The organism is Rhodobacter sp. TJ_12, from assembly GCF_020023995.1.
Taxonomy (GTDB): Bacteria; Pseudomonadota; Alphaproteobacteria; order Rhodobacterales; family Rhodobacteraceae; genus Rhodobacter.
The window spans coordinates 22,072-34,990 of sequence record NZ_NRRD01000002.1; the positions used below are offsets into that span (position 1 = coordinate 22,072).

Here is a 12,919-nt window from a genome sequence, read left to right on the forward strand (position 1 = left end):
AAGTTTGGCTTCGCAGTTTGTGCATCAAAGCTGCGTGAATGGGCCTGCGCCGGGCTAAACTGAGCGCAACGCCAGCCCGGGGGCGCGCAGTTAGCCGTAGCTTGCCCCGGGATCGAGCGCGATGAAGCGGGCAGGGTCGATTCCGGCCGCCTTGACATGTTCCAACAGCAAATCGCGCGGTTCTTCGCGCGGCTCATCGGTAAGCTGAAACGTGCCCCAATGTATGCCATAGGCTTGGCGCGCGCCGACATCCTCGAAGATCTTCACCGCCTCATCGGGGCCAACATGTTGGGGCTCCATGAACCAACGCGGCGCATAGGCGCCAATCGGAATAAGCGCGATATCGGGGCTGCCGTGGCGCGCGCGGATCTCGCGGAAAATCGCGCCATCGCCATAGCCGGTATCGCCCGCGAACCAAATCTGCCCGGCAGGTGTCTTCATCCAAAACCCGGCCCAAAGCGCCATGCGCCGGTCCCGCAGCCCACGCGAGGACCAATGGTTGGCCCGCGTCAGCGTGACCGAAACGCCGCCCGAAAGCGCAACGGTTTCGTGCCAATCGGCGGTGGTGAGGCGCAGCGTCTTGCCCGCCTTGCGCGCCGTGGCATCGGTGCCCAGTGGCATCACCATATGCGGCGCATCGCGGCGATGCAGCTTGCGCAAAGTCGCTAAATCAAGGTGGTCATAGTGATTGTGGCTTAAAAGCACCGCGTCAATCTTGGGCAGATCGTCAAAGGCAATGCCCGGAACGGTGGTGCGTTTGGGCCCGGTGATCCCAAAAGGCCCCGCCCGGCGCGACCAGACCGGATCGGTCAGTATGTTCAGCCCCGCCACTTGGATCAGCACCGTGGCATGGCCCACCATGGTGATCCGCGGCGCGTCGCTGCGCGCGGGCGGTCGGGCAGGGGTGATCGGGACCGATTTGGGCCACTGCGCCCGCTCGCCCGCCCGGTGCCAGCGCCAAATATCCAAAAGCGACCGATCCGGTGAGGGCTGCCCCGGCGAGTGGAACCGAAGGCCATCAAAATGATCGGTGATCGGGCCGGAATGGTAAGGGGTGCTGGGCATGGGCGTCCTGTTCGTTGCTGCTTGTCAGATAGGCCGACGGGCTAAGCGCAGCAACGGCACGGGCCGGGTTTATTGATGAGCAGGGCTCATAGAAGCTTGTCGCTTTCATGCATTCCCCCGACCCGGCTTGCGGCCTAGCTCTAGCGCGAAGAGATGACGCATCAACAAAGCCACCCCAAGCGGTGGCATAGGAAGGCCCGAATGTCCCGCCCCGAAATCATCTGTCACATGCTGACCACTTTGGACGGACGGCTAAAACCCGAGCGCTGGCCCTATACCGTCGAAGCACTGCTGGCCGTTTATGACCCGATTGCCGCCAAGCTGGAGGCCGAGGGCTGGATCGCGGGGCGCCGCACGATGGAGCATTACCTGCCGCATGGGGACCCGCAGGTGCAAGCCGCGCCGCAGTCGCGTGCGGACCACATCGCGGACCACGCAGGCCGCCGACTTGGGATCGCCTTTGACCGCAGCGGGCGGTTACGCCCCGAAAGCGGGGATCTGGATGGCGAGCATCTGGTGCTGGTGGTCTCAGACCGGGTGCGCCAAGCACATGTGGATGATCTGGCGGCGCGCGGCGTCTCGGTCATTTTCTCAGGCCCCGATGGCGAGGATATCGCCGGAGCGCTGACGCGGATTGGCACCGCCTTTGGGGTGACGCGGCTCTTGCTTGAAGGCGGGGGAGAGATCAACGGCGCCTTTTTGGCGGCGGGTGTGATTGAGGAAACAAGCACGCTTCTTTACCCGATCATTGATGGGCTGGCGGGCGAAGCGGCAATTTATGACCATCGCGGCCCCTTGCCCGCGCAGGCTTTGGAGTTGCTCTCGGTCGAAACGCTGCCCGATGGCGTGGTGTGGCTGCGCCACCGTGTGAAGCGGGGCTAAGCCGATGACCCCTCACGCCGAAGCCCCACCCGTTTTGACGCCCATTTTGCCGCTTGTGATTGTGGCGGCAGCCACCTGTCTTTCGCTCATCGTCTTCACCCAACCGCTCACCACGCTCGAGGCGATGACGCAGGCGCTTTCCCTTGGCGCGGCCGAACAGGCTTGGGTGATGAGCGCCATGCCCTTGGGTGCGGCCTGTGGGCTGCTGACCGCGGGCGCTTTGGGTGATACGACCGGGCGCCGTCGCACCTTTTTGGGCGGGCTCTGGCTTACCGCCATCGCCTCGGTCTTGGCGGCGGTTTCGCTCAATGGGCCGATGCTGATTGCGATGCGCATTTTGCAAGGCTTGGGCAGTGCGGGCATCATGGCCTGCGGACTGGGTCTTTTGGGGCAAGTCTATCACGGGGCCGCGCGGCAACGCGCTGCCGCGATTTGGGCGGCGGGTCTGGGCGCTGGCGTGGCGCTGGGGCCGATCCTTGCCGCGCTGTTGCTGCGCCTTGGCGGCTGGCCCGCGATGCATTGGCTCATTGCTTTGGTGTCCGCCAGTTTGGCGCTGACCGCCGCCGCGCGACTGCCAGAAAGCGCGCGCACGGGTGCCAAGGTCGATCTGGCGGGAAGCCTTGTTTTGATGCTGGGGCTTGGTGCGTTGCTTTACGCGCTGACCGAGGCGCGGCTGGGCGCGACCCCGATGGTGGGGGCCATCGCCACTGCGGGTGTGGTGCTGATGACGATTTTCGTGGTCATCGAACGGCGGGTGCCGAACCCGATCTTGCGGGTCGATCTGTTTGGACGTGTGGATTTTCTGGGCGCGACGCTTGCCGCCTTTGCCTCTGGTGCGGGCGTGCTGGCGCTGATGTCGCTTGTCCCCACGGTGCTGGTGCGCGGCTTTGGCGAAACGCCCTTTGAAGCGGCCTTGATCTTGCTTGCTTGGTCGGCGGTGACGGTTTTTGCCGCCCTTGGAACGGGCTATTTGCCCAAAGGGCTTACCGCCCGCCAAAGGGCGATTGGCGCGATTTTGGGCTGCACCTTGGGCCAGCTTTTGATGCTGCGCGCGGCGCCCGGGGCCAGTTGGGCCGCTGTGCTGCCGGGGCTTTTTGTGGCCGGGGTGTCAAACGGGCTTTTGAACACCGCGCTTGGCCATGCGGCGGTGGCCACCGTGCCGCCCGAACGTGCCGCGATGGGCTCTGCCGCGAATAATACCGCGCGCTATTTGGGCTCGGCGCTCGGGATCGCGCTTATTTCGGTGCTGATCGCGGGGCGCGACGGGGCGGCTTTCTTTGCCGGTTGGCATGTCGCGGTTTTGGCCAGCGCCGGGCTGAGCCTTTTGGGTGTGCTCGCACTTGCCGCCCTACGCGGCAAAGCGCATCCGGTTTCATGAGCCACATTCATAGCCGCCGTTAAGAACAGCGCGCTAATCCGCGCCGTCGATCGCCCTAACTCTGTTTCAGACGCGGCGGGCACACGCCCCAGCCCTTTGACAGGTAAGAGGATATCATGAGCAAGCTCTGGAGCGCAGAGGAACAGGCGCAGATCGCGGGGACAGAATCCTTCCGCATCGCGCCCTATCGCGCGGATGGAAAGACCCCCGGCACGCCGACCTATATTTGGTTTGTGCAAGTGCAGGGGCGGCTCTTTGTGCGCGCCTATTCGGGCCAAAGCTCAAGCTGGTTTCAAGCCGGGCTGGCACAACGCGCTGGGCAGATGGTGCTGGATGGCAAGGCGGTCGATGTGACCTTTGCCCCGGTGGACCCCACGCTCACCGACCCAATCGACGCCGCCTATCGCGCGAAATACACCACCAGCCGCTACCTTGCGCCGATGATTTCGGCGCGCGCCCAAGCGGCTACGTTAGAAGTGCTGCCCCGCGCCTAAACGGGCCAGACCTCCTTCCCCATTCAAACAGCACCGGCGCGCCCTTTGGCGCGGCTGGCTGCGCATATCCAAGAAAGGACAGATCATGCAAAAGATGCTTGAAGGAAAAACCGCTATCGTCACCGGGGCCAGCCGGGGGATCGGCAATGCCATCGCCACGCTTTTTGCCGAAGAAGGCGCGAATGTCGTGATCACCGCACGCCACGAAAAAGGTGTGAACGAGGCTGTCGAGGCCATCAAGGCCGCAGGCGGCACGGCGATTGGCCTTGTGGCAGATTCCGCCGACCCGGAGGCCCCGGCCCGCGTCTTTAATGCCGCGATTGAGGCCTTTGGTCAGGTCGATATCATGGTCAACAATGCCGGTGTGGGCGAGATGTATGCGGTGGAAAAAACCACCGATGACCATTTTGAAAAGATCATGGGGATCAACCTTGTCGGCCCATTCCGCTATTGCCGCGAAGCGGTGAACCATATGCTGCCGCGCGGTGAGGGGCGGATCATCAATGTCTCTTCGGTGAACGGTATTTTGCCGATTTGCGGCGTGGCCTATACCTCGACCAAAGGGGCCATCAATACGATGACGAAGAACATCGCAATTCGTCTTTCGGGCACGAAAATCCGCGTCAATGCGATTGCGCCGGGCGTGACCGAAACCGATGCCGCACGCGCTTGGGCGGCGGGCGAGCAAGAGGGCGGCGGCGAGATGCTTGAGTTTTCGGACAAATACACAAACACCACCGTGCCCTCGACCGAGCCGCGCGATCAGGCCTATGCCGCGCTCTATCTGGCCTCGGAAATGGGCCGCGCAGTCACCGGCCAAGTGATCCAAGTGGATAACGGTCAATTCCTCTGATCGGGCCACAAGGCAAAGCAAAGGGGGCGCAGAGATCACTCTGCGCCCTTTCTTTATGTCTGGGATAAAGGCTCTCGCCACTTTATGCGCCGGGCCGTCATCACAACGGGCCGGCCTTTTGCCAGCACCAATTTCGCGATTTCGCGCCCGAAGCCGGTCGAACAGCCGGTGATGAACCAAACGGGCGTGTCCGTCATGATATGTCCTTTCCGTTGAGGGGATCTTTAGCCCAGCGCCTTGGCAAGCCGGGTCAGCCCGTCTTCCAAGCACGCCCGTGGGCAAGCCATGTTGAGCCGCAAGAAACCTTCGCCCGCCGCGCCATAGGCGGTGCCAGCGGTGAGCCGAAGCAGTCCTTTGTCTTGCACCTGCGCGGCCAGCGTCTCGGCGCTTTGGCCATAGGCGCGGGCATCGAGCCAAGCCAGATAGGTCGCCTGCGGCGGGGTGAAGTGCAGCTTGGGCAGGTGGGCGGCCAGATACTCCGCCACAAAGCGGCTGTTCTCGGCCAAATAGTCCACAAGCGCCGCATGCCACGCGGCCCCCTCGGTATAGGCCGCAATGGTCGCGGCAATACCAAAGGGGTTCACATCGCAAACCTCATGCACATTCAGCGCCTTGTCGATACGCCCGCGCAAATCGGGATCGGGCGCGACGATGGAGGCTATTTGCAGCCCGGCCAAGTTGAACGCCTTGCTCGCCGCCAAACAGGTAACGGAATTGGCCGCCACCTCCGGCCCTAGCGCCGCGTAGCACTGATGGCGGTGCCCCGGCATCGTCAGATCGGCGTGGATCTCATCGCTGACCACAGTGATGCCGTGATGCGCGCAAATCTCATGCAGGCGGCGCAGTTCCTCCGCACTCCACACCCGACCAACCGGGTTGTGCGGGTTGCACAGCAAAAGCGCGCGGCAATCGGGGTGGGCGGCGCGGCGCTCCAGATCGACGAAATCCATCTCATAGCGGCCATCGCGCAGGATCAGCGCGTTTTCCTCGACCCCGCAGCCCATATTTCGGATCGACGAAAAGAAGCAGTTATAGACGGGCGGCTGCAAAATGACCCGGTCGCCGGGGCGGGTCAGGGCGCGCAAAATCGCCGTCACCGCAGGCACCACCCCCGAGGTCACAAGCATGTCTTCGCGCGCAAACTGGTGACCGTGGCGGCGCGCTTGCCAGCCCGCAACCGCGTCATAATAAGCCGCAGGCAGATGCGCATAGCCAAAGACCCCATGCGCAACGCGGGCGTGCAGCGCCTCCACAACCACAGGCGCGGTGCGGAAATCCATATCCGCCACCCACATCGGCAGCACATCAGCGGGAGTATCATCCCATTTGGCGGCCCCCGAGCCGCGCCGCTCGACCAGTTCGTCAAAATCGAAGGGCATGGCTTAGCGCGCTGCGGTTTCGATTTTGCACGCACCGGGGTTGCGGCAGTTTTCATCCAAGATCACTTCGCCAATACGCGGCGCGCGGATATGGCCGCCCGCCGGGTTTTTGACCGAGGTGACGGACGTGGTGATCTCTGCCTGCAGCGTCGAATATTCAAAGGCCAAATCGGCGTTTTCATCCATCCGGCAGTTTTCCATTACAAGATCGGTCGCGTAGCAAAGCGGCTGCGTGCCCCGGATCGTGCAATTCACCAGCCGCAGGTTTTTTGAATGCCAGCCAAGGAATTCGCCATCGAGCACACAATCGGTAACGGTGACATTTTCCGCCCCCCAAAATGCGTCTTTCGAGGCCAGATGCGAATTGCGCACGGTGACATTGCGCGCATCTTGGAAAGAATAATTGCCCTGAAGCGTCATCCCCTCAACCTCAAGGTCGATGCCATTCATCAGCACATAGTCGGCCCCATCCAGAACGACATTGCGCAGCTTTACCTGCTCGCAGTTCCAAAGCGTTTCCGCTGCATCGGGGAAGCGGCAGTTTTCCACCGTCAGGCCCCGCATCCGGCGAAACATCTTGGGCGCTTCAATCGTGCAGCCGCGCATCCGTATATTTTCGGAATACCAAATCGCGGCGCGGGCGCCGGGGCGGAACAGGCTGTGTTCTACCGTCACCCCATCGCAATGCCAAAACGGATATTTGCCCGCAAATTCGCCATTGCGGACCAAAAGGTTTTGCCCGTGCTTGAGCGCGGATTCCCCAATGCCGATGCGCAGCGCTTCCAACACCGTGTCATGAAGCGCATAAAGCGGGCGCTCCCCTTCAAAATACTGGTCGGTGATCGTGGCAGGGAAGCTAGCTTGCGCGGTCATTTTTGGGCTTTCTGTTCAGATATCGGAGCGCTTGGCGTCTCCGATAGATATTCTGGCAAGGGCGGCAGGATTAGAGCGGGGCATTGGCAATCGCTCATGAGCAGGGCTCATCAATTCTGCGCTGCCCTTCCGTGCGCCGCATGGGCTTGATGATTTGACGCGCGCCGGGAAGGCCGCCGAGCGACCAGGACCGCCATCGCGCAGCGTGACGGCGCCTGAGTAGCGGGCCCTCAATATCAATCGCCCCGCATAGGCGGGGCGCGAGACTTTTGCGCTGAACCCTGCCGCCAATTCCGAACAGATCCGTTTGCCGTTAAAAAATTATGCGGCTGAAATACTTATTTGGGTGTGCGAAAATATTGGAATGATTGCAGCATAATAAGCTGAAGAAACTTATATTGACGCAAATCATAGCTAAAATCGGAATATGGTATATAATTCGCTAATTTCGGATGTTTTCACTGTGCATTGAAAGGCGATTCCCATGACGTATCAGCTCTTTCCCTTGACCGAGACGGTGCGGGTCCCGTCCGATGGTGTCAGCGAACAGCGTGACCCGGTGATTGCGTCGCTAGCGGATGGGGGCGCAATCTTGGTCTGGTCCGAACGGCGCGATCCAGATATGGCCTACGGCTATGACATTCTTGCCCAGAGATACGATGACCAAGGCAATGCGGTCGGTGCGGCGCAACTGATCCACAGCGGTGGGGATGATGCCTTCGATTCCACCCCGATGGTGACCGGGCTCGAAGGGGGCGGTTACGCGATTGCTTGGCGCGATGATGCCAACTTGGACATGCATGCCGCGACCTTCGATGCCGCGGGGGTGCTGCAAGCTGAGGTGGCGCTCGACCTGCCCGATCATCAGGTGCTTGAGGATGGCACCACGGCCGACGTCCGGGCTTCTGATCCGGGGTATGGGCGCAACGGGCTCACGGCGCTTGAGGGGGGCGGTTTCGCCCTCGTGTGGGACACGAATTACGCCGGGGCTTTGGCGGTTTATGGCGGAGCGAGCGCGATCCATGCTGCGACCTTTGGGGCCGATGGTCAGATACTGGCCGCGCCCTTTCAGGTCACGCCCTGGATCGGCAATCCTTCCTACACTACGGATCCGGTGAATTTCACCTATGGCGCAACGGCGTTGGCCGACGGTAATTTCGTCGTGCTGACCCGTGTCGGTAGTGGCACCGAAGGCAATGACAGCGGTGAGGCCTCGATCGGCCTACAGATCTTTACCGCGCAGGGGGCGGCGGCGACCGGTCTGTTCTTGGCCAGTGCCGATGCCGATGAACGGCTGTCGACGCCCTCTATCGCGACACTGGCCGATGGCAGCTTTGTTGTCGCTTGGGTCAGTGACGATGATACGATCTGGCGGCGCTTCGCGGCCGATGGCACCGCGCTGACCGGGGATGTCAGTGTCGGACAACGGGGCGAGACGCCCAATGTCGTAGCGCTGGACGATGGCGGCTTCTTGCTCACTTTCCGGTCAGTTTCGGGCTATAACCCTTCTTATCGTCTTTACGCGCAACGCTACGATGCCGATGGCGCGGCGGTGGGCGATGTTCTTGTTGTGGCCGCCAGCGGCGATGCGGGGCAGACCTATTTCACCGGGGCCCCAGATTTCGTGACTTTGGGCGACGGCACATTGCTGGGCATTTGGGCTGGTCATGATTCTTGGACCGGGGGCGGATCGGATGCCCTGCTGCGCCATTACATGGCCGAACGTCTCGGAACGGCCGGGAATGACGATCTGACCGCCGCAGAGGGGGCAACGGCGATCTTTGCGGGCGACGGCAATGATCGGGCCACCGGATCGGGCGCGGATGATGCCCTGTTCGGCGCGGCGGGCCATGATTGGCTTGATGGGGCGGCTGGCAATGACAGCTTGGATGGTGGCACTGGTGCAGACACGCTGCTGGGCGGTGCGGGGGATGACACGCTTGCCCCCGGTGCGGGGGATGACCATGTCGATGGCGGGGCAGGCGATGACCTGCTGATCATCGATGCGGTCAGCACCGAGGTGACGGTGCAGGGCCCCGACGATACGCTGGTCCTGATTTCGGCCGAGGGCAGCGACACGATCACGGGCATTGAAAACGTCCAGTTCACCGATACCGTCTTGGATCTTGCGGCGCTGCGGGCGCTGCGCGATCTGGAACTGATGGGCACAGATGGCGATGACACGCTGACCGGCGATCACGGCAATGACCTGCTGGAGGGCGGCTCTGGGAACGATCGCCTGATCGGCAATGCAGGCGCCGACACGCTGGATGGCGGGGACGGGCGCGACACGCTGTCGGGCGGCGACGGCGATGACTTCATCTTCGGGGGCGCCACCGCAGCCGACCGTGGCGACGTGATCTACGGCGGTGCGGGCCATGACAGCGTCGACGGCGGCTACGGCAATGATGAGCTGAACGGCGGCACCGGCAATGACACGATGGAAGGCAATTACGGCGCCGACACCTTGATCGGCAACGACGGGGACGATTTCCTCACCGGTTCGGTCTATTCGGATCTGATCTTTGGCGGCGACGGGCTCGACTTCATCAACGGGGGCTTCGGCAATGACCGGGTGAACGGCGGCGCAGATGCCGACCGGTTCTACCACACCGGGATTGCAGGCCACGGGAGCGACTGGATTCAGGACTTCTCCTCGGCTGAGGGCGATCTGTTGCAATATGGCGGCGCCGGCGCAACCCGGAACCAGTTCCAGGTCAACTTCGCCGAGACCCCCGCAGGGACCGAGGCCGACGAAGCCTTTGTCATTTACCGCCCGACGGGTCAGATCCTTTGGGCCTTGGTCGATGGCGCGGCGCAGGACAGCATCAATATCTTGATCAATGGGCAGAGCTACGACCTCTTGGCGTGATGCGAAACCGGTCAAGCCGCAGGAGGCCTATATCGTTAGGCGACCTGCGGCGCGCCGCATGCAGCGCGTCGATCTGGATCTGTCGCGGCTTGCCGTCCTAATGTGCTGCAAAGGAAATGAGCGATGGGCGCAGGCTGAAGGGATGACCCGACGCACGGCTTCTGCGTAGTCGCGGGTTTTCAGGGAGAAGGTTTCTTCTCGCTTGCCATAGGTTGCGGCGATGTCTGTGGGGACGGCTGCGCGGTGGTAGTAGACGGCTCCGCGACGGTACAGTCGGGTGTGTCCTGGCATCTTCGTAAGGCGCTCCACTGTAACACCTCAGCGTAACACCCTTGGAAAATAGCTCTTCATTTTCAGCAAGTTATTGTTCTTGTTGATTTATGAGGAGATTTGGTGGAGCCAAGGGGAGTCGAACCCCTGACCTCTTGAATGCCATTCAAGCGCTCTCCCAACTGAGCTATGGCCCCACCTGAGGTCTGCAATCCGCTGCGCGTCTTGCGTGGGGGGTCTATACGGGCAGGCCACGGCGGGCGCAAGAGGAATTTCGACCCCCGTGGCGAAAAAATTTGCGCTGGCCTGCGGGCTTGCGCCAAACCCGTGTGGGCAAAGGAAAAGGCGCGAGGTTGCCCCCGCGCCCGGTCCCGTTTGACGGTGCTGATCCCTGAGGCTCAGCTTTCGTCCTCGTTGCTGGCGACATCCGCGATGTCGTCCAGCGAGACGTTGTCATCCTCGTCATCTTCCAGCAGGTCGTCGTCAAGATCGACGTCGCCGCTGTCTTCGTCCAGATCTTCTTCGGTCAGATCCTCGACATCCACCTCGGTCTCGCGCGGTGCTGCCTTATCGGGCACCATCACACGACCACGGCCCGCAGCGGTCAGGCTTTCAAGCGTGAAGCTGTTGCCGCAGACCGGGCAGGTCATCGGGTCTTTGGTCAGATCGTAGAACCGGCTCGCGCAATGCGGGCAGAGGCGCTTGACGCCCCATTCCTCTTTCGGCATGGAAGTCTCCTGGCAGGCTCTTTCGCACAGAGTCGCAGCCGATTGCCACAACCGCCGCGGGGTGTCAAAGCCTTTTCGCGCCCTTTTGTTCCAAACTATGGCCCGATGACCGAGAGCCCGCTTGTTCTGCCCGACCTGCCCGGCGTGCCGGTGGTGCTGCGCCGTTCGGCGCGGGCACGGCGGTTTTCTTTGCGGGTCAGCCGCATTGACGGGGGGGTGACGCTGACCTTGCCCGCCCGGGCACGGCTGTCCGAGGCGGTGGCCTTTGCCCAGGCGCAAACCGATTGGCTGCGCGGCGCGCTGGCCAAGCTGCCCGCGCTGCGCCGACCGGGGTTCGGGGATCTGCTGCCTTTCGAGGGGCGCGACCTGCGCATCGAGGCGGCGCGGCTGCGCGCGCCCAAGGTGGAGGGGGACTGCCTTTTGGTGCCCCCGGGGGAAGACCGGCTGGGCGCGCGGCTTGAGACATTCCTGAAACATTGCGCACGCGCGCGGCTTCAAGAGGCCAGCACCCGTCACGCCGCCGCGCTGGGGCGGCCCTTCAAGCGCATCATCTTGCGCGATACTCGCTCGCGCTGGGGGTCTTGCGCGGCGGATGGATCGCTCAGCTATTCATGGCGGCTGATCATGGCCCCGCCCGAGGTGTTGGATTACGTCGCCGCGCATGAGGTGGCGCATCTGGCACAGATGAACCACTCCCCGGCCTTTTGGGCCGAGGTGGCGCGGCTGATGCCCGATTACGCGCCGCATCGGGCGTGGCTGAAGCGGCACGGGGCGGCGTTGCAGGCGATCCGGCTGCGCGACTAGGGCGCGGGACATTGCGCCTCATTGACGGGCGCGGCATTTGTGATCACAAACGCGCATGGCTGAAACGAGTCCCCGTCCCCCCCTTGCAACACCCGCCAAATCGCCCCCGGCGGAAGCTGCGGCGCATGACCGGCTTTACCGGGTTTTGCGCCAGCAAATCCTTGTCGGGGAATTGCTGCCGGGGCAGGCGTTGACGCTGCGCGGGCTTGGCAAGCAATTCGGCCTGTCGATGACCCCGGTGCGCGAGGCGTTGCGGCGGCTGGTGGCCGAAGGGGCGCTGACCTTGTCCTCTTCGGGGCGGGTGGCGACGCCGGAATTGACCAATGAGCGGATCGAGGAATTGGCAGCTTTGCGGGCTTTGATTGAGCCCGAACTGGCCTCGCGCGCTTTGCCGCGTGCCCACCTTGCGCTGATCGACCGGCTCTCGGCGATCAATACGGTCAATGCTGAAGCCGTGGCCAAGCGCGATGCCGTGGCCTATATCCGCACCAATTTGGAATTTCACCGCACGCTTTATTTGCGCGCGCAGGCGCCCGCGATGTTGGCCGTTTTGGAAACGGTCTGGCTGCAATTGGGGCCGACGATGCGCGCGCTTTACGAAAAGGTGCCCCGCAATGAGCCCCCCCGCCATCACCGGCTGATTTTGGCGGCGCTGCGCGCGGGCGATGAGCCGGGGCTGCGGCTTGCGATCCGCACCGATGTGACGCAAGGCTTGCGCCATCTGACGGGCTAGAGCGCGCTTCGTCGCAGCCAGGGCGGTGGAAACACTGGCGACAAAGGGCTAGTCAGGGGCAACAAAATTTACGAGGCCGCCATGACGAACACGATCACCGATTCAGAACGCAAGACGCTGGAGATGACGGTGCTGATGACGCCCGATCTTGCCAATTTCTCGGGCAAGGTGCATGGCGGGGCGCTTTTGAACTGGCTGGACCGCGTCGCCTTCTCGCTCGCCTCGCGCTATTCGGGCCGGTATGCGGTGACGATTTCAGTCGACCAGGTGATTTTCAAAGAACCGATCCATGTGGGCGAATTGGTGCGGTTTCGCGCCAGTGTGAACCATACCGGGCGTTCGTCCATGGAAATCGGCATCCGAGTCGAGGCGGAAAATATCCGCGAAGGCACGCGGCGCCACACCAATAGCTGCTATTTCACCATGGTGGCGGTCGATGAAACGGGCAAAACCGTGCCAGTGCCTCCGCTCAACCCCGGCACGGAGACCGAAAAACTGCGCTGGAAAGCAGCCGAATTGCGCAAGGCGCTGCGGCGCGAGCACGAACAACAAATGGAAGATGCGGCGCAGGGCAAATCCGAGTAAGCC

General features: G+C 62.6%; 14 protein-coding genes and 1 tRNA gene. 8 read left to right on the forward strand and 7 right to left on the reverse strand.

Annotated features, from left to right (window positions below):
- Nucleotides 1–90: 90 nt before the first annotated feature.
- On the reverse strand, nt 91–1,065 hold the full coding sequence (locus CKO11_RS02290; protein ID WP_223632409.1) for an MBL fold metallo-hydrolase: 975 nt from the start codon (nt 1,063–1,065) through the stop codon (nt 91–93).
- Between the two features lie 201 nt (nt 1,066–1,266).
- Here CKO11_RS02290 and CKO11_RS02295 point away from each other — a divergent pair, with 201 nt between their 5' ends.
- The 4 genes from CKO11_RS02295 to CKO11_RS02310 all read left to right on the forward strand — a co-directional run bounded on the left by CKO11_RS02295 (nt 1,267) and on the right by CKO11_RS02310 (nt 4,672).
- A complete protein-coding gene (locus tag CKO11_RS02295; protein ID WP_223632411.1) occupies nt 1,267–1,947 on the forward strand; it encodes a dihydrofolate reductase family protein in 681 nt (226 codons plus the stop codon).
- 4 nt (nt 1,948–1,951) lie between these two features.
- Complete coding sequence (locus CKO11_RS02300; protein ID WP_223632413.1) at nt 1,952–3,325, forward strand: MFS transporter; 1,374 nt, start codon at nt 1,952–1,954, stop codon at nt 3,323–3,325.
- A gap of 116 nt (nt 3,326–3,441) precedes the next feature.
- Nucleotides 3,442–3,819 carry a DUF2255 family protein gene (locus tag CKO11_RS02305; RefSeq protein ID WP_223632416.1) on the forward strand — a complete coding sequence of 126 codons (378 nt, stop codon included), beginning with the start codon at nt 3,442–3,444 and terminating at the stop codon, nt 3,817–3,819.
- Nucleotides 3,820–3,904: 85 nt separating this feature from the next.
- On the forward strand, nt 3,905–4,672 hold the full coding sequence (locus tag CKO11_RS02310; protein WP_223632419.1) for an SDR family NAD(P)-dependent oxidoreductase: 768 nt from the start codon (nt 3,905–3,907) through the stop codon (nt 4,670–4,672).
- 53 nt (nt 4,673–4,725) lie between these two features.
- Here CKO11_RS02310 and CKO11_RS02315 read toward each other — a convergent pair whose 3' ends face one another.
- From CKO11_RS02315 to CKO11_RS02325, 3 genes are read right to left on the reverse strand one after another with little or no spacing between them, the layout of a single operon-like run.
- Nucleotides 4,726–4,869 (reverse strand): hypothetical protein, encoded by a 144-nt coding sequence (locus tag CKO11_RS02315; RefSeq protein ID WP_223632421.1) that lies wholly within the window; start codon nt 4,867–4,869, stop codon nt 4,726–4,728.
- A 27-nt stretch (nt 4,870–4,896) separates the two neighbouring features.
- Entirely contained in the window at nt 4,897–6,051 is a 1,155-nt protein-coding gene (locus tag CKO11_RS02320; RefSeq protein ID WP_223632423.1) for a MalY/PatB family protein, read from the reverse strand.
- A gap of 3 nt (nt 6,052–6,054) precedes the next feature.
- A complete protein-coding gene (locus CKO11_RS02325; RefSeq protein ID WP_223632425.1) occupies nt 6,055–6,924 on the reverse strand; it encodes a DUF3737 family protein in 870 nt (289 codons plus the stop codon).
- A gap of 484 nt (nt 6,925–7,408) precedes the next feature.
- On the opposite strand from CKO11_RS02325, the gene CKO11_RS02330 reads away from it, so the two are divergent.
- Nucleotides 7,409–9,796: a calcium-binding protein gene (locus tag CKO11_RS02330; RefSeq protein WP_223632427.1), complete on the forward strand. Its 2,388-nt coding sequence runs from the start codon at nt 7,409–7,411 to the stop codon at nt 9,794–9,796.
- Nucleotides 9,797–9,823: 27 nt separating this feature from the next.
- On the opposite strand, the gene CKO11_RS17605 is transcribed toward CKO11_RS02330, so the two are convergent.
- From CKO11_RS17605 to CKO11_RS02340, 3 genes are all read right to left on the reverse strand, one after another.
- Nucleotides 9,824–10,087, reverse strand: a complete 264-nt coding sequence (locus CKO11_RS17605) for a DUF6538 domain-containing protein (RefSeq protein ID WP_411741981.1) — start codon at nt 10,085–10,087, stop codon at nt 9,824–9,826.
- Between the two features lie 100 nt (nt 10,088–10,187).
- Nucleotides 10,188–10,263, reverse strand: a tRNA-Ala gene (locus CKO11_RS02335).
- A gap of 201 nt (nt 10,264–10,464) precedes the next feature.
- Complete coding sequence (locus CKO11_RS02340) at nt 10,465–10,794, reverse strand: TIGR02300 family protein (RefSeq protein WP_223632429.1); 330 nt, start codon at nt 10,792–10,794, stop codon at nt 10,465–10,467.
- Between the two features lie 105 nt (nt 10,795–10,899).
- Between CKO11_RS02340 and CKO11_RS02345 the strand changes: the two genes are divergently transcribed.
- The 3 genes from CKO11_RS02345 (at nt 10,900) to CKO11_RS02355 (ending at nt 12,916) form a co-directional block, all read left to right on the forward strand.
- A complete protein-coding gene (locus CKO11_RS02345) occupies nt 10,900–11,598 on the forward strand; it encodes a M48 family metallopeptidase (protein ID WP_223632430.1) in 699 nt (232 codons plus the stop codon).
- 55 nt (nt 11,599–11,653) lie between these two features.
- Nucleotides 11,654–12,331: a GntR family transcriptional regulator gene (locus CKO11_RS02350; protein ID WP_223632431.1), complete on the forward strand. Its 678-nt coding sequence runs from the start codon at nt 11,654–11,656 to the stop codon at nt 12,329–12,331.
- An 81-nt stretch (nt 12,332–12,412) separates the two neighbouring features.
- A complete protein-coding gene (locus CKO11_RS02355; protein ID WP_223632432.1) occupies nt 12,413–12,916 on the forward strand; it encodes an acyl-CoA thioesterase in 504 nt (167 codons plus the stop codon).
- The last annotated feature ends 3 nt before the right edge of the window (nt 12,917–12,919 follow it).